Consider the following 23,961-nt stretch of genomic DNA (forward strand, 5'->3'; position numbering starts at 1 on the left):
TTTAGATGATTCTTCAGACTTATAATCTGAAGAATCATCTAAATTTGAACCGCATATTAAAATGCGGTTCATTCATACATTGTAAGCCTCCTGTTAGTTCAACAAAACATTCCTTCTATCAAAACCGTGCAATCATCATTTTAGATTGGTGAAAACAACAATTATCTATTTAGACTTTTTTCATAAGAGGTGAAAAGATGGATTTCCCAACAATCCATACGAATTTTTGGGATGCTGTTATAGCTATTCCAGTTATAATGATCATTACTCAACTTTTAAAAATCTTTTTACGTATTCCTTCAAAATTTGTTCCAACCGTAGCCTTAACCCTTGGTTTAATCATTTCCGTTTTCATTAGTCATCGACATAATTTACTTGCTGGCATTTTCATGGGATGGTTTTACGGCTACGCAGCTATCGGAAATTACGCTGCTTTAAAAACTACTATTATCAATTTTAGAAAGAAAAATAAATGAAAGTAAACAAACCGTATAAGGCCGAAAATCAAGAGGACATTTTCGCAGAACTTGAGAATCAAGCACATAAAAATGCGCCGCCCAAGCATTTACAATAATCTAAGTAAAAGAACGGAGGAGCTATTTTTATAGCTTCTTTAATTTTTTAGTCATCTTCCTCATGATAATCATAACCAACCCCAAAATTATACACTTCCTCTTTTTCATGCCGACATTGTAAACAAAAGTTGATATTAAATTTATGTTCATTCAGTATCATGGCAATTGAATACTTTAAGGAGGTTTCATTGTGAAAAAACTGCTATATCCAATTACAGACTGGGTTTCAACAAAGCGTGGAATGTGGATCACGATAATTGCCTGGCTTGTCCTGATGATTGGCTTAAGTGCCGGTCCAAAGCTTGGCGACTATAAAGTAACCAATTTCCAGTCGCTTCCTGATGAGGCGAAATCCATAATAGCTGAACAAAAAACGGAAGAATTATTCCCAAATGATCAAGGCACACCCGGAATCCTTGTTTTCCATAATGAAAATGGCGATGTCAATATCGAAGAAGCTAAACAGATATTGGACGGGATTCTAGCTGAAGATATTAAAGAAATTGAATCAATCGTCGATATCAGCAAACTGGCCCCGCAAGCGCTAGAGGGCTTTATCTCTGAAGACGGAAAAACTATCATTGTGCCAATGGTACTGGAAGCTGGACTTGGCAATAACGTATATGCCGAAATCAATGACCGAGTTTCCAAGATTGGTAATGAGATTGCCGAAACGCTCGATAGCACTAACTTTTATATAACTGGCCCGGCAGGAATTGCGGGAGATACTATTAAACTGTTTGAACAGGCGGACTTTGTTCTATTGCTTGCAACAATTGTCATTATTTTAGTATTGCTTATCGTCATCTACCGCTCACCATTACTTGCCTTCATACCACTGTTTGCAACGGTTATCGTTTACCAAGTTGTGAATCAAAGTGCGGCTTTAATGGGGGCTGGCGGACTTGAGATTAATAACTCAACGACCTCCATCATGAGCATCTTATTGTTCGCAGCCGTAATTGATTACTCCTTGTTTGTTTTCTCCCGCTACCGCGAGGAGCTTAACCGTTATGAAAGCAAATACGAAGCGATGAAATATGCGATGCGTGCCACTGGAGAACCTGTATTGTTTGCAGGAGGAACTGTGCTCGCTGCGATGCTTATCTTATTCTTCGCCGATTTTCGTGATTATCAAAACTTCGCGCCAATCTTTGGAATGGCTATGTTCTTTATCATGCTGGCTTCCATCACTTTGGTACCTGCGTTATTTACACTATTCGGCCGAAAAGCATTCTGGCCTAAAGTTCCCAAGTACGGACAAGAAAAAGAAATCAAACATGGTATCTGGGGACCGATTGCCAAGCTCGTTGTGAACAAGCCCGGCTTATCAGGTGGAATCGTTGCAATCTTCATGGTGATAACCGCTTTTAATGTCCTGAACCTTGATTATGAATTCGACACAGTGAAAAAATTCCCTGAAGACCTGCCATCTCGTGTAGGCTACGAAATTGTCGAAGCGGGATATGATAAAGGAGAGCTTGCACCATCTACCCTGCTCATAGTCAGCGATAAAGCTATGACGGAAGCTAATACAATGGCGGTTATCGAAAAGCTTCAAGGCTTTAAGGAAATTGCCTCTGTCCGCCTGACAGCAAAATCCGAGGATTCAAAGGCAGCGAAAATGAGCGTAGCCTTGACAATGAATCCATATTCTACAGAAGCAATCAACTTTATGCGGGACCTGCGTGAAAACACACCAGAGATGCTGAACGAGCTTTCCATAGATGGAGAAGCTTATTACAGCGGGATTACTGCCAAGTTAGTCGACGAGCGTGATGTAAATAACCGCGATATCGTTACGATTGTACTATTGGAAACCCTTCTAATTTTGGGGCTGTTATTCGCTCTTACCCGCTCGTTTAAGATGCCGATTTATATGATGGCGACGATTTTGCTGTCCTATGTATCCGCCTTAGGTCTTGGGATTTTTCTCGTCGACGTCTTGTTTGGCTATGATGCACTCAGTACCCGTGTACCAGTCTATGCCTTCATCTTCCTTGTGGCATTGGGCATCGATTATAACATTATTCTTGTTTCACGGTTCATGGAGGAGAGGAAAACACGTAAGGTTAAAGAAGCTCTCGAAGTCGCAATCCGCAATACCGGCGGGGTTATTTCATCAGCTGGTGTCATTTTGGCCGCTACATTTGCAGCTTTGACAACGATGCCGATTGCCGACCTGTTCGTCTTTGGATTCATGGTAGCTGTAGGCATCCTGCTCGATACATTCCTTGTTCGTGGAATGCTTCTTCCTTCATTAATATTGTTATTTGAAAAAGATAAGGAGACCTCTCATAATAGTCTATAGGAATACAGAGGGGTCTCCCCTCTGTATTTCTACTTGTAAGGAGGCCCATTAAGATGAAAATACTCGTTGTAGATGATGATGTCTACATTCAGCAGCTTATATTCATTCATTTAAGCCGTGAAGGCTATCAAGTATACCGCGCTAATAATGCCGAAGAAGCATTAGCCTTTTTAGAAGAGCAAACTGTTCATTTAGCCATTGTCGATGTGATGATGCCTGGGATGGATGGATTCGAGTTGACCAGACTATTGTCAAATGACTTCCAAATACCCGTCATTCTGCTTACCGCCAAAGGACAGCTTGACGATAAAGAACAAGGCTTTTTATCTGGTTCGGAAGACTATATTGTAAAACCATTCGAAGTGAAAGAATTGCTATTCCGTGTAGCCGTCGTTTTAAGACGCGTTGAACGAGCAATGGATATGGTAATCAAAGCTGGAAATCTTATGATTGACCGTAAAAGCTTTGAGGTAATGATTAATCAGGAAACCATCCTTCTCCCCCTAAAAGAGTTCGAACTGCTAAGCCTTCTTGCTTCACGTGTGAATAAGGTTACACCTCGTGCTGCATTGGTTGAGCAAGCATGGGGAGTCGATTATGAAGGCGGCGAACAAACGCTTAATACACATATCAACCGCGTCCGGGAACGCTTAAAAAAATATGAAGCAACGGTAGAAATTCAGACTATACGCGGAATCGGCTATAAGCTCGAGGAAATGAAATGAAGACTCTTTATCGGAAATTCATCGTTGCAACACTTGTCATTTTAGTTATCAGCAGCACCATTGGTTTTACATTAGCTAATTTCGTCTACGCGACTTTTACGAAGGAAAAAATTGATCAGCAAAATGTAGCGATTGCCCAGGAAATCGCCTCAGGTCTTGAAAAGATGCATTCATCTAGTTCTTCTTTTAATTCCTATTTGCAATCCATGGGCAATCTTGGCTATCAAATTTATCTGGTAAATGAATCGGGTGAAGAAGCTTATTTCGGCCAGCCTTTTATGAAAAAAGAGCTTCCAAAAGAAGCAATGAAGGTGCTTGAAGAAAAAGAAATCTATCATGGAATGAATAATTTTTCCGATGAGCTTCTGTTGATGGGGCATTTCTCAAACGACTTAAAAAATACCGTCGGCGTTCCAATCACCATGAATGGACAGCAATACGGCCTGTTCCTGCGTCCAAATAACAAACTGCTTTTTTCAGATATGCATATGATTCTCGCAGGGTTCCTTGTCGCAATTACCGTTGTCAGCATCAGCGGAGTAATCTTGTTTGCCAAGCACCTCATCCGGCCGATTACAAAGTTAACGGAAGCAACCAAAGAGATTACGCGCGAGAACTTTAATTACCCTTTAAAAATCGAGCGCAAGGATGAGATTGGCCAGCTGGTAGAAAGCTTCAACACGATGCAAAGACAATTGCAGCATAATGACGAAGCCCGCAAATCCTTCATCAGCAATGTATCTCATGATTTTCAGTCGCCGCTGATGAATATTCAAGGATATGCCGAACTTCTAAAGATACAAGAATTAACAGAAAATGAACGCAGCGAATATGTACAAATTATCGACCATGAATCAAAACGGCTTTCAAATCTTACGAAACAGCTCTTGCTCTTAACGTCTCTTGACCAAAAAGCCTATCCAATGAAGCTTTCGGACGTCAAAATGGATGAACAAATCAAAGAAACGATACGCAGATATCAATGGCGGCTGGAGGAAAAGGAAATCGAGGTCTCCTATAAACTTCCCCCTGTCCGTTTCAAAGCTGATCCTGAGCTTATGGTTAACGTCTGGGACAATTTGCTGACAAATGCGATAAAATATAACTCTTATAGGGGCAGCATCTGGATTAGTCTATCCCAAACTGAATCTAGCATTAAGCTTATTTTTAAAGATACAGGAATTGGGATAACCGAGGAGGCCCTCCCTCAGATTTTCGATCGATTTTACCGTGTCGACTCGGCTCGAAAAAAAGATGGAACAGGGCTTGGCTTGGCCATCGTTAAGCAAATTATCACCTTACATGGAGGGGAAATCATGGTCGACAGCAAGGTGGGTGAAGGAACGACGTTTACAATCTTGCTTCCTTCTTCGAACTCCTCCACTTAATTTTTGAACGTTGAACCATTTACAGGAATACCACAAGACTCCCACTTCTTTTTTGGCTATACCCTGCCCAAAATGGAAGTAGGAGTCTTCTTTTCTAAAAAGATAAATGAGGAGAGCGATAAGCTTTTTATTATCTGAAGAACCTGGATATAGTTTATACTTATTATGGAAATTACTTTTTCAAATACGGGAGGCTATTCGAAATGATGAAAACGCATACATTACTCGCTTTCTTCAACGACCAGGATAGACATATGCACCATGGATAACAGCAAACGTCCTTATTACGGTTGGTATATTGTTTTATCTGCTTCCGTCATTGTTTTACTTACGATGGGAATGCGGATGGGAATTGGACCTTTTATGGAGCCAGTTATGGTTGACTTAGGATTGTCTCGAACCGATCTTTCCATCATCGTTGCTATTGGGATGATTGTTTATGGAATCGGGATGCCTCTAGCAGGAATGCTTTTGAAAACCTTTAGTACCCGTTTCGTAATGTTAACAGGATTAACCGTCGTATGTTTATCCATTGTGTGGACGGTTAATTCAACAGGGAGCATTTCTTTTCTGCTTTCTTTTGGTGTTTTCCTCTCACTTGGGCTTGCTTTTTTAAGTAATATATCCTTATCGCCTATCGTCAGTAAGTGGTTTGTTCGCCAAAGAGGGAAAGCACTGTTTTATTTAACAACAGGCGGAATGGCTGGCATCGCGGTTATGACACCCCTTGAAACGTGGTTAATCCACCTTGTCGGCTGGCAGCAAACTCTCCTTATATTCGCCGGAGTGTTCATTTGTATCGTTCTTCCTTCAGCCATCTTTATTATGCATGAAGATGTTCCTAAAGAGGCGGATGGTGCAGGAGCTGCCGGCAATAAAGGAAGGCAGGGGGCGCCTTCAGATATTACATGGAAAGATGCGGTGAGGACACGGGCTTATTGGCAAATCACACTCGGATTATTCGCATGTGGATTCGGAATGAATCTTTTAGGTTCCCACGGAGTTCCTATGTTGATGGATCATCATTATGAACCAATGGTTGCTTCATTTGGTGTTGGGATGATCGGAATTGTCGCAATATTCAGTTCCCTATTTTTAGCACAGCTTGCTGACCGTTTCCCTCGGAAAAACATTTTGTTTTTAGTCTATTTTGTGCGTGGACTAGGGTTCCTCGGTTTAGTTTTGGCAACTACGAACTGGCAGCTCTTTTTTGTCGCCATTACTGGCGGATTAGTATGGGCGGGATCCATTGCCATGTCCACAGCCATTTTAAGTGATTTATATGGAGTTCGTTTACTTGGAATCTTAAATGGTTGGGCTTTTTTTATCGGACATCAAATTGGAGCAGCATTAGGTTCATTCCTTGGCGGCTGGGGATATGAAGTGTTCGGTACTCATTTATTTTCATTTGGCATTGCTGGACTGCTTGGGATTATTGCCAGCTTCGCATCCATTACACTGCCTCAACATCTATCCTTCCCTAAGCAACTGGAGCTGGATAAACAGCGTGCTTTAACCAAATAACCAGTAAGCTGACAATCATTTGTATAGCGATTGTCAGCTTTTTTAGTTGAGGATTAACTGTCGAGCTATTGTTAAGATTTCGCAGGTCTCTTTTCCGTATCGGAATCTGTATTGGACCTTTCTACTATTTGATTTAATTCCCCTGTATCCCCTTTTGCATTAATGATTTCAAATAGTTGATTTAGCCCCTCGCTAGTTTGTTCATCATTATCTTTCATCATGCAACCTCCCTCTTATCATTACTATTATCATTTTCCAATTCATCAGTAATATTCTAAGATTGCTCTAGACCAATCCTAGAGCTGCAAGTCATATATAACATCGACAAAAACTTAACATAGAAAATTGAGCTTTTTAGCTGTTAATTTTTAGGTAAAGTTGTATAATCAATCATTGACTACGTTTGAAAGGTTGTTTGTAATGAGCTATTCAAAAATCTACCTAATGCTTATTGGAATCATGGTTTCTTGGGGGCTAAATGTATCTATTCTGAAGGTTTTAGTAGCGCATGCTGATCCTGTGACTATGACTTCCTTAAGAATCTTTACAGCTTCCTTGGTTGTCTTTCTTATCCTTTACTTCCTTGGTCACATTCGTTTTCCTAGAAAATCCGAATTTTTCTACGTTTTTGGAGGAGCTCTTTTAAGTGTCGTTTTACACCATTACTTTTTGGCGGAAGGATTAACGAAAACCTCAGCTACGAATACCGGATTGATTTTAGGTATGGGACCGCTTTTGACAGTTATTCTATCTATGTTATTTTTTCGTAAAAAACCGTCATTCATTCGTTTAATTGGTTTTATTTGTGGTGGTGTAGGTGTTAGTTTTACCGTTCTCGCTGGAGGCAATGGAGTTCATTCTATTAATCTAGGAGATGTGGAGATTTTACTCTGTATTCTTTCACAGGCGTTAAGTTTTATTTTGATTAATAAAGCGGCCCAAACGATGGATCCACGCCTTTTGACAGGCTATATGATGCTGATTGGATCTTTTCTTCTTTTCGCCATCAGCTTATGGAAAGAACCAGAAGGCTTAACATCACTCGCTTCTGCTCCGCCTGTTTTCTGGGCAGGATTCTTCTTCTCAGCTGTGATTGCCACCGGAATCGGACATCTGATTTATAATTACTCCATCGGCCAAGTTGGAGCGGCAGAAGCCTCTATATTTTTGAATTTAAATACCTTTTTTTCCTTAGTTGGAGCAGCTATTTTTCTTAATGAAACAATTGTACCAGCCCATTTCATCGGTCTAGTACTTATTGTTACAGGAGTATTGCTTGGCTCAGGGACGTTAGAAATGTGGATGCTTCAGAGAAAAAATAAAAATGTATCGGCCTAATAAAAAAGCCCCCAATTGTTAGATCCATCTAACAATTGGGGGCAGCAACATCGCGGCTAGGATTCCGGTTCACTTCTTCAAGCTCTTTATCCCCGTTCCATTTGTTTAATGATTTTTGCAGGATTTCCACCTGCCACCACATTATCTGGCACATCTTTTGTTACGACTGCACCAGAAGCAATCACGACATTATTCCCTATTTTAACTCCAGGATTGATAACAGCTCTCCCGCCAATCCAGACATTATGGCCAATATGTACCGGCAGTCCACATTCTGCACCTGATATTCTTTCAGTTGGATCTAGCGGATGCGTCGCTGTATATATGTGTACACCTGGTGCAATCAGACAGTTATCACCTATCCGAATTTCACAAACATCCAAAAAGACACAATCAAAATTAGCATAGAAATTCTCTCCAACATGGACGTTGTAACCATAATCACAACGAAATGTTGGTTCTATATATAGATTTTCCCCAGTTGAACCAAACAGTTCTTTTAATAGTTTCGTTCTTTTATTGTCATCCGTTTCGATTGTTTGATTATATAATCTAGTTAATCTTCTAGCATTCACTCTTTCTTGTAGTAATTCTGGATCGGCCGCATGATAAAGTTCGCCATTCAACATTTTCTCTTTTTCCGTTTTCATTGTTTTAGAACCTCCTTATCAAATTGTGCAGATCTAATTTTGAATTAACCAATCAATTCTAAAAAGTTCTTTCCAAGTATATATTCCTTTTCGTTATCAGGAATTTGAAGTGAATCAATCCATTCCTTCTTTGCCGAATAGTCGTATTCATTAAATGCTTTCATTCCATATGGCCCGTCGCAGCCATAAAGAACTTTACGATACCCTAAAGACTCCACAGCTTTCTTTACAAGAGATGAATTAAGATAATCACTCGATGTATCAACAAATACATTGGGTTGATCCTTAACGTATTTCCATAGGTTTTTCCAAAAGGGAAGACCGGCGTGAGCATAAATCAATTTAAGTTTAGGATAATGTTCAGGTAAATATTTATAAGAGTCTCGTTCTGAAGATAGATGAATAATCATGGGGAAGCCTTTTGATTCACACATGGCCGCAATTGAATCAAGTGCCTTAATACTATATTGATGCATGAACGGATGCACCTTTACTCCAATAAAATTAGGTTTATGAAGATATAATTCTACTTCTTCCATGGATACGGGAATCATGGGGTTTACTGTTACCCAGCCTAGAAATCGATTTGGAAATCGATCAATGGCAGCAGCAACCATATCATTATTCGGCTTAGTGAAAATCTTGTATGAATTTCCGTAAAGTTTCAAATAGCCATCCTTTACTAAACCATCATAAATTTTGAGTCCAATTTGAGGGGCATGTAGTATGAGAGAACGGAATAAGCGTTGTATATTATGTTGAAAAGTGCTATTTACTTCAAACATGGTTTCGTTCATAGGGGCAATTAGCGCTGTTTTAGCTACATTATTTTTATCCATACCCTCTATCATTTTTTCTAAAGTCAACATCGTTTCATCTACATGAAAATGGCAATCCACAATCATTTTAATCCGCTCCTTCGAACTCCTTTATCCACGTGATTTCGTGAGTGCACCTTTTTCACTTAGCGAGATCCCAAACGGTTAGTCAGATGCATGAACTAAAGGCCATATACGAATCTCTATCTTTTTTGAAAAATGCAAAATAGGCTGGTCACTTTCAACCTGAATTCCCTGCTTGGATAGCATCGTATTCTGACTAAACTCCGCCTCTGCGTGCTGCAGTAACCAAGGCTGATGCAGAATATCGCAGCGAAGCGGTACCCCCTTTTTGTTTAGGGTATAAAGGCAATAGCGCTCAGACATCCACTCATCGAAAGAGCCTTTAGCTGCGTGATAGGGCTCTGAGATTGGCCTATAGCTACATATAAATTTCACATCATCGCCACTTCGCCTCTTGCTTTCATAGCCTATGTTAGCCCCGTTACGCTTCACTGTCATATCAGCATACATATATGGCAAGTGGTAGAACGCTTTGGCCCCCCACACCGCAAGCTGGTTGGCAGCATCCAGACTAAAGAAGTACACCCCGGGCTTGCCATCAATGGTTACATACGTCCGAACGTTAAGCTCAGGAAATCGATCCGTTCCAGGAAGAGGCGGCAAGCCTCGCATTCGAATACCTGTCATATGAAACGGAACAACACCAATCCACCCCATACCGTTAAAAGAATCCAAAGGCAGCACATTAGGTACTAGCGCTTGTAAAACTTCAAGTTCAATCGGATAATGAGCAAACAAAAGATCGTTCCATGTCTGCTTCATAATCCACGGCAACTTAGGCAGCGGCCATAGACGATGCCCGTCGTCCCATGAAGCTTTTTTCAAGTTCATGTGTTCTTCCATGCCTATTGTACCTCCATATTTCAAATTACATTTTTTTCCCTTTCAGTATACCATAGATGCTCGTATAGTTTTCTGCTCTCTTTTGTGCAATAATTGTTATGAAAAATCGAAATTCTTCTGAATCCCAATAAAACTCAGTATTTTAAATAAAATAAAGCATAATGGCGTTAATAATTAAACTTTCCATTACTTAATTTCGATAACAATGTTACAGTTAGAAAGAAACTTTAAAAGTGAGCAGGTGAAATCCATGATTGAAGTAAAAACCTCTCCACTAAGTGATGGAGAATTGAATAGAGGGGTATTCGCTACACGCGATATAAAGAAAGGCGAGCTTATACATGAAGCACCGGTCCTTCCTTACCCTAACGATCAGCATGAACATATCGAGCAAACACTGCTCGCTGATTACGTTTTTGAGTACGGGATCAATCATACTGCGATTCTTCTTGGCTATGGAATGCTTTTTAACCATTCGTATGAACCGAATGCAACGTATGAAATTAATTTTGACAATCACACGTTTGACTACTATGCGTTCACAGATATAAAAGCAGGGGATGAAATTCTCATTAATTACAATGGCGATGTCGATAACAAAGATCCTCTATGGTTTAATGAAGAACAAGATTGAACATCAGGCGCCTTCTCTCGTAAAAAAAGAGAAGGCGCTTGATTTGTTCATCCAATTTTATTAAAGGAAGCCCCTGAATAGGCAAATTCGAGAAATAACTAGTATTTAAAGGAAAATACTCCTTTATGTCGAAATTAAATAAATAAAGGGGATGACCCAATGAATAAAGTTGATTTATTAAAAGCTTTACGTAATTCCAGTCGAGGTAATTTTTTTGCAATAGAGATTCCAAAGGTTACAAAAGAAGATGAAAAAAAGATTGAAGAATTGCTTGGAGAATTAGCAAGCGAAGGAAAAATCAAGTTAAGAGAATGTATACAGCGAGAATACTCCATTTATTTACATGGCATAATTAAGTATGCATCCGAATAATTGGTTACTTTTTACGACATGTGAGTTCCTTCATCTTTAACAAATAAGAAAGGCTGTTACAACAGCCTTTCATCCTAATATGAAAACATTACAAACAATAGATTGTTTATAGTTTTCCCATAATAAAATCATGTTGTAAACGTTCCTCTAATTTCTCTAAATTCCCCCCATTTTCTATAAAATTATTGAATTTATCAGCTACTAACTTTCCAGAGTTTTTGTTAATGTGTTTAACTTTGAGCAGAGTATTCACCTTCACAATATCAGGAGTTACATCCCTACGGTGTAATTTACCTGGAACTTTCGCCCACAATTTTTCCCAATCATCCAATAAACCAACTTCTTCAAAATAATGTTTTTGCAGGCCGCATAACCATGCGATACAAGAAATGTTCCGCTTCTGACAACCTTCCCCATCCTTTAAAAATTCACATCCCCGACAGCAGGAACTTCCACTTCTAATACAGACGCTGCAAATTTCATTAGCTCCAATTTCTTCAAACACTTTTAACCCGTACTGGATGAGATGCTCTTTTTTCATTTCAATACTCATTATTTTCTCCCACTTTACTTAGTTGATAAAGAGATTTAATATTTAGTATCCGTCAACTTCCCCTTTATATTAGTTTGACACTAAATTTAACAATCCCACCCTCTGCTAACCTAATTTAAAGCCATTGATTTCCTGCGTTTTTAAATTGCTTACACAGATTGTCATTAATTATATTTGTTGTGAATTTCTTTCTAATACTTGAGCATATTAAAAACGATATTATTTGAAAGTGAGATGAAATAAGCAATGTCTAAACAACAAGGTGTGCAAAATAGCAATCAAACGAGAGAGCAAATCGAAAAACATGATAAAAGAAATGATGTTGAATTGGGCAGTGAATATCAAATCGGAAACACAAGTTCACAAAGCCAGAAAAAAAGCGGACGTCAAGCAAATAAAAAATAACCTCATCTTTGAGGTTATTTTTTTAATATATCGAATAATACCTTCAACTGCCCTCATTTAACCAACTAAATTACAAACTCCTTATAAAAAAGATGATCTGAATATACATATCGGCCATTTCCTCAGGCGATTCGGCTAAGTGATTATGAAGCCATTGCTCAATCAATCCTAAAAAAGCCGAGGTAGCAAATGAAGATAAATACTCATTTGGAATATCCAAGTTCCGGAAAAACGCCTCATTTTGCATCATTTTTTCCCCAAAGTGATCAACGAAAAATTGTTTAAGCCGTTTATGGAAGCCAAAGTGATTATTTTCCCCTAAAAATACTTGAAAGAGTTCTACATTAATTTGAATATAGCGGAATACTTCAACAGCAAGCATAGAAATTTGTCCTTTTTCTGCTTGTTGCAGCAAGATATCTGGTTTTAGACGCTGTAAATGTAATTCAAGTCCCCCTAGTAAGTTTTCCTCCATTTGGTTAAGAAGATCATATTTGTCCTGATAATGTAAGTAAAAAGTTCCCCTGTTAATCGCTGCAACTGTTGTAATGTCTCGAACAGATACTTTCATGAAATGCTTTTCCTTTAGTAACTGCAAAAAGCTTTTTTGAATTTTCTCTTTTGTCTTTTCAATCATTTCATCGTAAATTGACTTCATGCTACTTCCTCCGTACTAATGAACAGTTACACATTTTTTGTTTATTGCCTTCATTCTATCAATAAAATAAACTAAAAGCATAGCATTCAACACTGTGTTGAATGACGTACAATCAAACGGAAGGTGATTCAAATGAAAAAGTCGAATATGATCATGATGATAACGTTTTTAATCGCTGTTGGAATGATTGCCAAAGCGTTTATACTAAATGAAGATGTTAAAGTGTTTTTACTAATCTTCTTTGCAGTTGGTACAGGTTTAGGATTGTTACGTTTGTTCGTTAACAGCTCCATTAAAAAGATGAAAGGGAAAGGCTGGAAGACTAAAGTATTGTTCTTTAGTGTTTTACTTGGCTTAGGGCTGCCGTTCCAATCTTGGTTTAGAAACGACGTTTTATTAAGTATGAATCCGTCTTATTTAACGAGCAGCTTAATTATTATGGTTGTAGGCGTCCTATTTATGACAACTTTCTTCGGATATATAACAAAGAAAATAAATGTAAAGAGCGTATCAGAGTAATTGGCGAGATTATGAGGCAAATTGGCGAGATTATTGCATGAATTGGCCAGATTATCACCCAATTTGGCGAGATTCCGTCGCACAAAAAGAAGCTGCTCCGAATGAGCAGCTTCTAGTTTATTTTATTTAGACATTAAATCAACAAGTACCGCTTTTTGTGCATGAAGTCGGTTTCCAGCTTGGTGGAAGATAACAGAGTTTGGTCCATCAATTACTTCTGTTGTTACTTCTTCCTCGCGGTGTGCTGGTAAACAGTGCATGAATAAGTAATCTGGTTTTGCATGTTTCACTAATTCTGCATTAATTTGATAATCTTTGAATGCTTCTAAGCGAATGCTGTTTTCTTTTTCTTGCCCCATAGAAGTCCAAACATCAGAATAGATAATATCTGCATCTTTGATTGCTTCTTCTGCTGAGTTTGTCACAACGATTTGACAGCCAGTTGCTTCTGCTTCTTTTTGAGCAAGAGCAACGATTTTCTCATCTGGTTTATAGCCATCTGGACAGCCGATTGAGAAGTCCATGCCCATTTTTGCACAAGCGACCATTAAGGAATGGGCCATATTGTTTCCGTCCCCAATATAGCTCATTTTTAATCCTTTTAGCTCGCCTTTAAGCTCTACAATCGTTAACAGGTCAGCAAGCACTTGGCATGGATGAGCCAAATCTGTAAGACCGTTAATAACCGGAATTGTGGCTGCACCAGCTAGCTCTTCAATTTTCTCATGTTCAAATGTACGAATCATGATGCCATCTACATATTGTGAAAGAACTTTTGCTGTATCAGAAATCGTTTCACCACGGCCAATTTGAATGTCATTGCTGCTTAAGAATAGAGCATGACCACCTAATTGCAGCATCCCTACTTCGAAAGAAACCCGTGTACGTGTGGAAGATTTCTCAAAAATCATTCCAAGTGTTTTCCCTTTTAATGGCGCGTATTCTTCATCAGCTTGTAATTTCGCCTTAATGTCTTGTGCTAATTGTAATAGCCCAGAAATTGTTGACGAAGATACATCAGCAATCGCTAAAAAATCTTTGCCATCAATAATTTTTGCTTCTTTATTAATTTCTAGCGTGTTCATACGTGTGATACCCCTTCCTTTTTCAGCCATTCTTGAAGTGGTGTAACATCAAAGTCTAAATTCGTTAATGATTGAAGATACGCTTTGTATGTTTCTTCTTGAGTAAAAGCAAGCAAGCGATATTTCGCTGCCATTAATCGCATCTTTTTATCTTCTTCTGTTGATCCGTATGCTAATACGACTCCAGCATCTTCCTCTTTAATCCATGCTTCAAAGTCTGTCTCGGTAATTGTAAGACCAGCTTTTACCGTCGCATCGATTAGCTCTTGGCTTAATTGTGCCGATGCTGCTTGGAATACACCTGTTTTATGCTTCGCTTTTTGAGCGTGGAATACTTTCGCTAAAGATTCTGGCATCGAGCTAGCAATCGCAATTCCTTCACCAGTGGACTTCATTTCTGGTCCTACTTTTGAATCCAATCCGCTTAAAGCAAACGTTGAGAATACTGGATATTTCACAACAGAATACGGAATGTCTTCCATTAATCCTATTTTCTCAAATACATCTGAAAGCTTATACGTACCAAGCAATACTTTCGTTGCTACTTGAACTAATGAAACACCTGTCACTTTACTGATGATTGGAATAGTCCGGCTTGCACGTGGATTTACTTCCAGTACATATACTTTCTCCCCATCAATCACAAACTGAATGTTCATTAACCCATTATAGCTAAGCTCATTCACGATACGCTCCGCATAATCGACCATTTTTTCTTTCGTAACTTGTGATAAAGTTTGAGCTGGTAAGAACGCCATACTGTCTCCTGAATGGACACCGGCTTTTTCTACATGCTCCGCAACGATTGGCACATAAATATCAGAGCCGTCTGCAATTAAATCAATTTCCGCTTCTTTCGCAGGAATATAAGAATCAATTAACACAGGATAAACAAGAGCCACACCGTTCTCAATGCGATTCAATAAGCTTTCTTTTGAACGAATGATTTCCATTCCCTGACCACCGATTACGTAAGATGGTCTTAATAAAACTGGGAAACCAATTTCTAGGGCACTTTCAATTAATTCATCAACGTTTTTGGCCATCGTACCAGGAACGTGAGGAATATCCAGCTTTTGAAGCAATTGATAGAAACGATCGCGGTCTTCTAATTGATCCAACGTATCAAACGATGTACCAAGCAGGTTCACGCCGTATTCTTCAAGCCCTTGAGCTAAATTAATTGCGGTTTGACCGCCGAATTGAACAATAACATCTTCAATACCTTCTGCTTCAATGACATTCATGACATATTCCAGCGTTAAAGGCTCAAAGTATAAACGATCTGCTGTAGCAAAGTCCGTACTTACTGTTTCAGGGTTGTTATTAATCATAATTGTTTCAACATCTTCACTTTGAAGTGCATATACCCCATGAACCGAACAATAATCGAATTCAATTCCTTGCCCAATACGAATTGGACCGCTGCCGATCATTAATACCTTCTTCTTATCGGTTTTTACTTGTTCGTTTTCACCGAAATAAGTGGAATAATGATAATTGGTATGTGATTCAAATTCCGCTGCACATGTATCAACTGTTTTATAAACGGCTGTTACACCAAGTTCTTTACGATACGCTCTCACTTCTTGTTCGGACATATTCCATACAGAGGCAAGGTAACGGTCAGAGAACCCTTTTTCTTTATACACTTGCATCTCAGCCTTCGTCACATCTTGCAGTGACTGAGCGCTAATTTGTTTTTCAGTTGCAATTAACGATGCAAAGGAGTGTAAGAAGAAATAATCAATCTTCGTTGCTTCATGAATTTCTTCCATTGTGACACCTTTTCTAAGCATCTCAAAAATAACAAAAATTCGTTCGTCTGATTTCTCAGCGAGTTTTTCCCATAGCTCTGATACTGGTACATCAGCAAGGGATTTCAATTGTAGACCTAATGTTTTTAACTCTAGAGAATCAACTGCCTTTTGAACGCCGCCTTCAAAGTTACGATGCAATGCCATAACTTCTCCAGTTGCTTTCATTTGAGTACCTAGTTTACGCTCTGCTGTTACAAATTTATCAAACGGCCAGCGCGGGAATTTCACAGCGACATAATCAAGAGCTGGCTCAAAGCTTGAGTACGTGCTCTTTGTAACTGGGTTGATTAACTCATTTAAGTTATAGCCTACCGCAAGTTTTGCTGCGATTCTAGCAATTGGATAGCCTGTCGCTTTAGAAGCAAGTGCTGACGAACGGCTAACTCGTGGATTCACTTCGATTAAATAATATTGTTTGCTGTTTGGATCAAGCGCAAACTGAATGTTACAGCCGCCGATAATCCCAAGAGCCGAAATAATTTTAATAGAAGCCGATCGCAACATTTGGAACTCATCATCCGAAAGAGTTTGCGAAGGTGCCACAACAATCGAATCTCCTGTATGAATACCGACAGGGTCGATGTTTTCCATATTACAAATTGTAATACATGTATTGTTTCCATCACGCATTACTTCGTATTCTACTTCTTTATATCCAGCAATGCTTTTTTCAATTAAACATTGCGTAATTGGGCTTTCTTGTAAACCGCCGCGAACAAGCTCTTTAAATGCATCCATATTGTCAGCAATTCCGCCGCCTGACCCGCCAAGTGTATAAGCAGGACGAACGATAATCGGAAAGCCAATTTCTTCAGCAAAAGCAATCGCTTCTTCCATCGTGTGAACAATCGTGCTATCTGGAACAGGCTCATTGATTTCAAACATCAATTGACGGAATAATTCACGGTCTTCCCCTTTTTTGATAGAATCAATCGGCGTTCCAAGTAATCTCACATTATATTTTTCTAAAATGCCCGCTTCATCTAATTGGTAAGCTAAATTCAAACCTGTTTGACCACCGAGTGTCGCAAGCAGACCGTCCGGCTTTTCCTTTGCGATAATCTTCTCTAATGTGTCAACTGTCAGTGGCTCGAAATAAACAGCATCTGCATTAATTTCATCTGTCATAATTGTTGCTGGATTATTATTAACAAGAATAACTTTGTATCCTTCTTCTTTCAGGGCTAGACAAGCTTGAGTACCTGCATAATCAAATTCTGCAGCTTGCCCAATGACAATTGGCCCTGAACCGATGACTAAAATCGTTTGTATCGTGTTGTCTTTAGGCATATACTTTCTCTCTCCCGCTATATTCATTGATTAGTTGCAAAAACTCATTAAAATGTACAGAGCTTTCAGCCGGTCCTGGGTTTGCTTCTGGATGGAATTGAGTCGTAAAGATTGGAAGTTCTTTATGCATAACGCCTTCTACCGTTCCGTCGTTTACATTTTTAAAACGAACTTGCAGCGATGTTTCCTCAAGGCTCACTTCATCCACTTCATAGCTATGATTTTGTGAACTCATGTACACTCGGTTCGTTTGTAAATCTACAACCGGTTGATTCGCACCACGATGTCCGAATAGCATTTTCTTCGTATCTCCGCCAAAAGCTAAGGATGCTAATTGATGACCGAGACAAATTCCCAATGTTGGATAGCTCGAAATCACTTTTTTAATATTCCCTAGTAAGTGAGTTAACTGTTTAGGATCTCCAGGGCCATTCGATAATAAAATACCGTCTGGGTTTAACCCTTTTACTTGTTCATATGTTGTATCAAACGGAACAACCGTCACGCGGCAGCCTTGATTAAGCAATGAATCTAAAATTGATTTTTTATAGCCGAAGTCCATCATGACCACATGCTTTTCGCCATTTCCATAGCTAACGATTTCTTTTGTTGATACTTCTGCTACATATGCATCAAGGTCTGTTGTACATGACTCAAATGTATACTCTGCTTCAGAGGTGATGGCTGCTTCCATCGATCCTTCTTTACGAATATTTTTAACGACCGCTCTTGTATCCACATGACTTAGAAGTGGAATATTCCATTTATCTAAGTACTCTTTCAATGAATACTCCGCCTGATAATGAGAGTGATGCATATTGCCTTCGTATACAATAACTCCTGCCACATGCGGCTTTTTGCTTTCAAAATCATATTCATTAATCCCATAGTTTCCGACTAATGGGTACGTAAATACAATAATTTGATCCTTATAAGAAGGATCAGTTAATACTTCTTGATAACCTGTCATACCTGTAAAAAAGACAATCTCACCTGTGATTGCTTTTGTATTAGATTTTGTTAGTAACTCACCTTCAAAGGTGGAGCCATTTGCTAAATGAAGATAGTTTTTCATCTTTTCACCTCTATAGATGATGCATATTTATATACAGAATAGCATTTTTATTCATTTTTATCTATAAAAATTCATATAATTTTGAATGTTTCTTATACTGACAATACTTTGCTGATTTTCTCTACAGCTAAATCGATCTCTTCTTTGCTTACTGTTAAAGCTGGCAATAAGCGAAGAACATTAGGTCCCGCAGTCAACACAAGCAATCCGTCTTGCTGCAATGCTTCTAACGTAGACTGTGCTTCGTGTGTTAACTCAATGCCAATAAGCATTCCAAGTCCGCGTACTTCCACTACTTGCTTGTTGCCTTGCAGTCTTTTTGTTAACTCACTCATTAAATAGTGTGCTTTCTCATTCGTTTCTTGTAAAAATTCTAGTGTGAAAATTTCATTTACTACAGCTTCTGCAGCAGCGATACAAACTGGATTTCCACCAAATGTGGAACCGTGGCTACCTGGTCCAAAGTATTCCGCCAACTCTTCTTTTCCGATTACCGCTCCAATTGGAAGACCATTCCCTAGTCCTTTTGCTGCTGTGATAATATCAGGCTTCACATCGAAATGTTGGAATGCAAACGGTTTTCCAGTTCGGCCGATTCCTGTTTGAATTTCATCAATAATGAGAAGGGCTCCATGCTTTTCACATTGTTCTTTAATAGCATCTAAAAATGCTTGCTCTACAACGTGGATACCGCCTTCACCTTGAACGACTTCAAGCATAACAGCCGCTGTTTCACTGTCCACAGCCTTCGCTAATGCTTCGCAATCATTGTAAGGAACATAGTCAAATGTTGATAACATTTCACCAAAACCTACTCGAACCTTCTCCTGTCCTGTCGCAGCCATTGTGGCAAAGGTGCGTCCGTGGAAAGACTGCAAGCAAGTGACTACTTTTGATTTGCCTGTCGCTTTACGAGCTAGTTTAATCGCTCCTTCATTTGCTTCTGCTCCGCTGTTTGAAAAGAATACACGTCCAAGTCCCGTTACATCTGTTAACACTTTTGCTGTACGTTCTTGTGCAGAGCTTTTAAACATATTGGAAACATGCCAATATTTCTCCAATTGATTCGCTACAGCACTTTTTACTTTTTCATGACCATGGCCAAGGTTTAAAACGGCGATTCCGGATGTAAAATCTAAATATTGTGTTCCTTCTGTACTGATCAACCAAGAACCTTTTGCCTTTTCTGGTTCAATCCCCCATCTTGCATAAGTTGGAAATAATGAGCTCACTTTTGTACCCTCTCTTTTTGACTAAATTTCGTTCCAATGAATTGATTGTGTTCATAGAAAGCTTCTTTCCCGCTCACAATCATCACTTCTTTAATTCCTTTATTTAAAACCGATAATGCTGTATTTACTTTCGGAATCATCCCGCCATAAATACTTCCATCCTCGATTAAAGCATTCGTTTCATCTTCTGTTAACTCTTCGATAACTTGCCCATCTTTCAGAACGCCTTTTACGTCTGTTACGAATAAACACATCTCAGCATTTAATGCCTTAGCTACTGCACCAGCGGCCATATCTGCATTGACATTTAGCTTTTGTCCGCTTGTTGTTGTTGAAATCGGTGTTACGACTGGGCAAAATCCTTTTTCAAATAGCATTTCCATTAATTCTGGATTTACGTGTTCAATTTCTCCTACAGCGCCTAGAGCGGCTTGATCAATAAAGTTGCCAGTCAGCATTCCTGCATCAGAACCATTTAAGCCGACCGCCTTAATTCCATGCTGTTCAAGTTTATGAACGAGTATTCTATTAGACTTACCAGCTAGCATAAGCTCAACGATTTCTAATACTTCATCCGTTGTTTTTCGCAAGCCTTTTTCGAAAACTGGTTCAATCTCACACTTTTCAAGCATCGAATTAATATCTGGTCCACCACCATGAACAAAGACAATTTGATACCCTTCACTTTGTAGTTTTTTTACACTTGTAAAAAAAGATTCCGATAACTCATCAATAATGCTTCCGCCGCATTTTATGACCAACACGCTCATTCTTCAGACACTCCTTATGATCGATAACTTCCATTAATTTTCACATATTCATATGTTAAGTCACAGCCCCATGCCGTTCCTGATGCTGTTCCTTCTTTTAAATACACATTAATCGTAAAACTATCTTGCTCTAGATACACTTTTGCCTCTTCTTCTGAAAATACAACTGGTTCCCCGTCTTTTAGCACAACAATGTCGCCAAAAGCAATCGTTGCTTCACTTGGATTAAATGTCACACCGCTGCGTCCCATAGCCGCAATAATTCGACCCCAGTTTGCATCAGCACCGTAAGCAGCCGTCTTCACTAAATTCGAACCAACAATCGTTTTTCCCATCATTTGTGCTTCCGGTTTCGTTTTCATTCCATGAACGTTTACTTCGATTAACTTTGTCGCACCTTCACCGTCTTTAGCAATCTTCTTCGCTAATGTTTCCGCCGTTTGTTTTAACATTTCGATAAATACAGGCCATTCAGGATGTGTGCTCGATAATGGCTCATTTCCAGCCTCTCCATTAGCTAAAACAAGAACCATATCATTTGTTGAACAATCACCGTCGACTGTAATTTGATTGAATGTATCGTTCGTTACTTCTCGTAACGCTGCATGTAAATCTGCTGATTCAATCACCGCATCCGTTGTAATGAACCCTAGCATTGTAGCCATATTCGGATGAATCATTCCCGATCCTTTAGCCGCTCCGCCCATCGATACTTTTTTGCCATCAATGATTGCCTCATATCCGCAATGCTTCGATACTAAGTCCGTTGTTAAAATAGCTGTTTCAAAGCTCTCTGCTGATACGCGCTCCGTTGTTGGATTCAACGCTTGAATGCCGTTCGCTATTTTCTCCATATCTAATAATTCACCAATAACTCCAGTTGAAGCAACTGCAAATAAATGCTCAGATACACCAAATTTTTCAGCTGCAAGCTTTCTCATTTCATAAGCATCCTTTAACCCTTGCTCTCCAGTACAAGCATTGGCACAAGCACTGTTTACGATAATTCCATGAAGCTTTCCTTCTTGAGAAATACTATCTTTCGTTACCGCAATTGGAGCTGCTTGAACAATATTTTTTGTATACACAGCTGCGCTTGAAGCTGGTGTTTCTGTATAAATCACACCGACATCCTTCTTCTCATAACGTAATCCCGCATGAGCACCGTCCGCTTTAAACCCTTTAGGCGTTAAAATATTTCCTTCATTTACTTGTTTTACTACTTCAACTGGTTGTAATGTTTTCATTGTTTGCCTCCGAAATTATTACGGATATAATGGAGCACTCCATAATCCCGCTGTTTCTTTTAATCCCATTAAAATATTTGCATTTTGAATGGCCTGACCTGCAGCACCTTTTACTAAATTATCGATTACAGAGACAATCGTCACTCTGCCGGTTCTCTCATCATAATCGACACCAATATCACAGAAATTAGAGCCGTATACTTGTTTCGTTGAAGGGAATTGACCTAACGGCTGGATTCGTACGAATGGATGATTTGCATACACCGTTTCAAATAGGTCTCTCACTTCTGCTTTCGTTGTTTGTCGATTCACTTTCACATACATCGTTGCCATAATTCCTCGCGTCATTGGCACAAGATGCGTATTAAATGTAATCGGCTTTATATCCGCAAACCAACGCCCAAGCTGCTGCTCGACTTCCGGAATATGCTGATGTTGATTTACTTTATAAATTTTAAAATTCTCATTCATTTCGCTGTAATGTGTTACCGCTGTTGGCGACTTCCCAGCACCGGATACGCCGGACTTAGCATCAACAATTACATCTTCACCCGTCGCCCAGCCTTCTGTGAATAAAGGGGCTAAGCCTAAAAGTGTTGCCGTTGGATAACAACCTGGATTCGCAATGATATCTGCCTGCTCGATTTGTTCTTTATTCCATTCAGCCAAGCCATATACTGACTTTTCAATTATATGCTGTGGTGCCGGTTCTTTCTTGTACCATTGTGCATATTCTCCTGGTGTTTGTAACCTCAAATCACCGGATAAATCGATTACTTTTATATCCAAATCGCAAAATTCGGAAATTAATTTAGACGATACACCAGAAGGAGTTGCTAGAAATACAATATCTGATTTTTTAGCAATCGCTTCGGCGTCAATCTCTTCTAATTTATAATTCATATGCATTAAATGTGCATTCTCTTCATATATATTTCGGCCAAATTGGGAAGAAGTATGCAATGAAGCAATTTCCAAATGAGGATGGTTCCCTAAAAACCGGATTAACTCTAGACCACCGTATCCAGTGGCGCCTACTATTGACACGTTCAAAAAGACCAACTCCTATACTCATAAATCCCTGTCATTCTTTGATTCTATTATTATATGACTGAATAAAAATAAAATCAAATGTATTTTTATAAAATTGTATAAATGATTTTGAATACATAAATTTAATGAAGAAATTGTAACAGATAGTTGACTATGTACCCTTTTTCCGCTTAAATCAATGGTAGGAATAGTAAAGCAGGCAGTATAAAGGTGGTTTCGTATGGGATATCCTTCCTTTACTCAACAATTAAATGAACTAGTTCTTGAAAATTACCCTGTAAAATATATAGAAAAAGGACGCTATCTTTTTCAAGAAAGTACGCCCTCAAATGAATTATTCTATATTTTAAATGGGAAAGTTCAAATTAGCAAAATCGTCCCTGATGGACGTGAACTAACATTGCGACTATGCTCGGGTAATGAATTAATTGGTGAAACAATCCTTTTCTCTGAATTACCTAAACATATGATGAATGCTAAAATGATTGAAAGTGGAGAAGTAATCGCCATTAATAAAGAACAGTTCGAACAACAAATTTACAAAAATAGCAAACTCGCTATTGATTGTCTCTCCTGGTTATCCGCTCAACACCGCAAAACTCAAACGATGTTTCGAGACCTACTCTTGCATGGCAAAAAAGGAGCTTTATACTCCACATTAATTCGAATCATGAATAGCTACGGCGTTGAAACGGAGAATGGCACAATCATTACAATGGCCTTTACCAATCAAGAGCTTGCAAACTTTTGCGGCACATCCCGTGAGGTCATTAATCGGATGTTAGCGGATTTACGCAAACAGAATGTAATCTCACTGGACAAAGGATTTATTACAATTCACAATGTAGACTTTTTACGTACTGAAATTGACTGTGAAAACTGTCCAATTGATATTTGTAGAATTGATTAAAGTCGGTTTAAATAACCGACTTTTTTCATAGATATCGGATTAAAGTATATACGCAGTTTCGAGAAGAACTACATCCATAATC

The 23,961-nt window shown here is 38.9% G+C and carries 24 protein-coding genes; 11 read left to right on the forward strand and 13 right to left on the reverse strand.

Annotated elements, in window-relative coordinates; translation table 11 throughout:
* Positions 1-197: 197 nt before the first annotated feature.
* From V7068_RS04020 to V7068_RS04040, 5 genes are all read left to right on the forward strand, one after another.
* Positions 198-476, forward strand: coding sequence for a hypothetical protein (locus V7068_RS04020; protein ID WP_499711205.1), 279 nt, complete (start codon positions 198-200; stop codon positions 474-476).
* Between the two features lie 289 nt (positions 477-765).
* Entirely contained in the window at positions 766-2,886 is a 2,121-nt protein-coding gene (locus tag V7068_RS04025; protein WP_499711206.1) for an MMPL family transporter, read from the forward strand.
* A gap of 53 nt (positions 2,887-2,939) precedes the next feature.
* Entirely contained in the window at positions 2,940-3,611 is a 672-nt protein-coding gene (locus tag V7068_RS04030; RefSeq protein WP_499711207.1) for a response regulator transcription factor, read from the forward strand.
* Entirely contained in the window at positions 3,608-4,999 is a 1,392-nt protein-coding gene (locus tag V7068_RS04035; RefSeq protein ID WP_499711208.1) for a sensor histidine kinase, read from the forward strand. The genes V7068_RS04030 and V7068_RS04035 overlap by 4 nt, the downstream gene beginning before the upstream one ends.
* Before the next feature lie 261 nt (positions 5,000-5,260).
* Positions 5,261-6,523 (forward strand): MFS transporter, encoded by a 1,263-nt coding sequence (locus tag V7068_RS04040; RefSeq protein WP_499711209.1) that lies wholly within the window; start codon positions 5,261-5,263, stop codon positions 6,521-6,523.
* Between the two features lie 71 nt (positions 6,524-6,594).
* On the opposite strand, the gene V7068_RS04045 is transcribed toward V7068_RS04040, so the two are convergent.
* On the reverse strand, positions 6,595-6,741 hold the full coding sequence (locus tag V7068_RS04045; protein ID WP_499711211.1) for a hypothetical protein: 147 nt from the start codon (positions 6,739-6,741) through the stop codon (positions 6,595-6,597).
* A 202-nt stretch (positions 6,742-6,943) separates the two neighbouring features.
* Here V7068_RS04045 and V7068_RS04050 point away from each other — a divergent pair, with 202 nt between their 5' ends.
* The gene (locus tag V7068_RS04050; protein ID WP_499711212.1) at positions 6,944-7,861 is read left to right on the forward strand and encodes a DMT family transporter; all 918 of its coding nucleotides are present in this window, start codon (positions 6,944-6,946) and stop codon (positions 7,859-7,861) included.
* An 86-nt stretch (positions 7,862-7,947) separates the two neighbouring features.
* On the opposite strand, the gene V7068_RS04055 is transcribed toward V7068_RS04050, so the two are convergent.
* The 3 genes from V7068_RS04055 to V7068_RS04065 form a co-directional block, all read right to left on the reverse strand.
* Positions 7,948-8,511 (reverse strand): sugar O-acetyltransferase, encoded by a 564-nt coding sequence (locus V7068_RS04055; RefSeq protein ID WP_499711214.1) that lies wholly within the window; start codon positions 8,509-8,511, stop codon positions 7,948-7,950.
* Between the two features lie 44 nt (positions 8,512-8,555).
* Positions 8,556-9,416 (reverse strand): amidohydrolase family protein, encoded by an 861-nt coding sequence (locus V7068_RS04060; RefSeq protein WP_499711215.1) that lies wholly within the window; start codon positions 9,414-9,416, stop codon positions 8,556-8,558.
* Positions 9,417-9,494: 78 nt separating this feature from the next.
* A complete protein-coding gene (locus V7068_RS04065; RefSeq protein ID WP_499711216.1) occupies positions 9,495-10,256 on the reverse strand; it encodes a YqjF family protein in 762 nt (253 codons plus the stop codon).
* Between the two features lie 250 nt (positions 10,257-10,506).
* On the opposite strand from V7068_RS04065, the gene V7068_RS04070 reads away from it, so the two are divergent.
* Entirely contained in the window at positions 10,507-10,890 is a 384-nt protein-coding gene (locus tag V7068_RS04070; protein ID WP_252289272.1) for an SET domain-containing protein, read from the forward strand.
* Between the two features lie 159 nt (positions 10,891-11,049).
* Entirely contained in the window at positions 11,050-11,262 is a 213-nt protein-coding gene (locus V7068_RS04075) for a hypothetical protein (RefSeq protein WP_499711217.1), read from the forward strand.
* Positions 11,263-11,368: 106 nt separating this feature from the next.
* Here the strand turns inward: V7068_RS04075 and V7068_RS04080 are convergent, their stop codons facing one another.
* Positions 11,369-11,815 (reverse strand): DNA mismatch repair protein, encoded by a 447-nt coding sequence (locus V7068_RS04080; protein WP_499711218.1) that lies wholly within the window; start codon positions 11,813-11,815, stop codon positions 11,369-11,371.
* 246 nt (positions 11,816-12,061) lie between these two features.
* On the opposite strand from V7068_RS04080, the gene V7068_RS04085 reads away from it, so the two are divergent.
* A complete protein-coding gene (locus V7068_RS04085) occupies positions 12,062-12,220 on the forward strand; it encodes a hypothetical protein (protein WP_164853129.1) in 159 nt (52 codons plus the stop codon).
* A 70-nt stretch (positions 12,221-12,290) separates the two neighbouring features.
* On the opposite strand, the gene V7068_RS04090 is transcribed toward V7068_RS04085, so the two are convergent.
* Positions 12,291-12,878, reverse strand: coding sequence for a TetR/AcrR family transcriptional regulator (locus tag V7068_RS04090; RefSeq protein ID WP_499711219.1), 588 nt, complete (start codon positions 12,876-12,878; stop codon positions 12,291-12,293).
* Positions 12,879-13,010: 132 nt separating this feature from the next.
* Here V7068_RS04090 and V7068_RS04095 point away from each other — a divergent pair, with 132 nt between their 5' ends.
* Entirely contained in the window at positions 13,011-13,397 is a 387-nt protein-coding gene (locus V7068_RS04095) for an MFS transporter permease (protein ID WP_499711220.1), read from the forward strand.
* Positions 13,398-13,519: 122 nt separating this feature from the next.
* On the opposite strand, the gene argF is transcribed toward V7068_RS04095, so the two are convergent.
* From argF to argC, 7 genes are all read right to left on the reverse strand, one after another.
* On the reverse strand, positions 13,520-14,482 hold the full coding sequence (argF, locus tag V7068_RS04100; RefSeq protein ID WP_499711221.1) for an ornithine carbamoyltransferase: 963 nt from the start codon (positions 14,480-14,482) through the stop codon (positions 13,520-13,522).
* The gene (gene carB, locus V7068_RS04105; protein WP_499711222.1) at positions 14,479-17,592 is read right to left on the reverse strand and encodes a carbamoyl-phosphate synthase (glutamine-hydrolyzing) large subunit; all 3,114 of its coding nucleotides are present in this window, start codon (positions 17,590-17,592) and stop codon (positions 14,479-14,481) included. The genes argF and carB overlap by 4 nt, the downstream gene beginning before the upstream one ends.
* A complete protein-coding gene (locus V7068_RS04110) occupies positions 17,585-18,667 on the reverse strand; it encodes a carbamoyl phosphate synthase small subunit (RefSeq protein WP_499711223.1) in 1,083 nt (360 codons plus the stop codon). Before V7068_RS04110 ends, carB begins: the two co-directional genes overlap by 8 nt.
* Before the next feature lie 92 nt (positions 18,668-18,759).
* Positions 18,760-19,899 carry an acetylornithine transaminase gene (gene argD / locus V7068_RS04115; protein WP_252293350.1) on the reverse strand — a complete coding sequence of 380 codons (1,140 nt, stop codon included), beginning with the start codon at positions 19,897-19,899 and terminating at the stop codon, positions 18,760-18,762.
* Positions 19,896-20,669: an acetylglutamate kinase gene (argB, locus tag V7068_RS04120; protein ID WP_252293348.1), complete on the reverse strand. Its 774-nt coding sequence runs from the start codon at positions 20,667-20,669 to the stop codon at positions 19,896-19,898. The genes argD and argB overlap by 4 nt, the downstream gene beginning before the upstream one ends.
* 14 nt (positions 20,670-20,683) lie before the next feature.
* Entirely contained in the window at positions 20,684-21,916 is a 1,233-nt protein-coding gene (gene argJ, locus V7068_RS04125; RefSeq protein ID WP_499711225.1) for a bifunctional ornithine acetyltransferase/N-acetylglutamate synthase, read from the reverse strand.
* Positions 21,917-21,934: 18 nt separating this feature from the next.
* Entirely contained in the window at positions 21,935-22,969 is a 1,035-nt protein-coding gene (gene argC, locus V7068_RS04130; protein ID WP_252289247.1) for an N-acetyl-gamma-glutamyl-phosphate reductase, read from the reverse strand.
* A 220-nt stretch (positions 22,970-23,189) separates the two neighbouring features.
* Between argC and V7068_RS04135 the strand changes: the two genes are divergently transcribed.
* Complete coding sequence (locus V7068_RS04135; RefSeq protein ID WP_252289245.1) at positions 23,190-23,879, forward strand: Crp/Fnr family transcriptional regulator; 690 nt, start codon at positions 23,190-23,192, stop codon at positions 23,877-23,879.
* Positions 23,880-23,961 lie beyond the last annotated feature (82 nt).

It is taken from the genome of Bacillus sp. JJ634, assembly GCF_036962285.1.
In the GTDB taxonomy this organism is placed as follows: Bacteria; Bacillota; Bacilli; order Bacillales; family DSM-1321; genus Peribacillus; species Peribacillus asahii_A.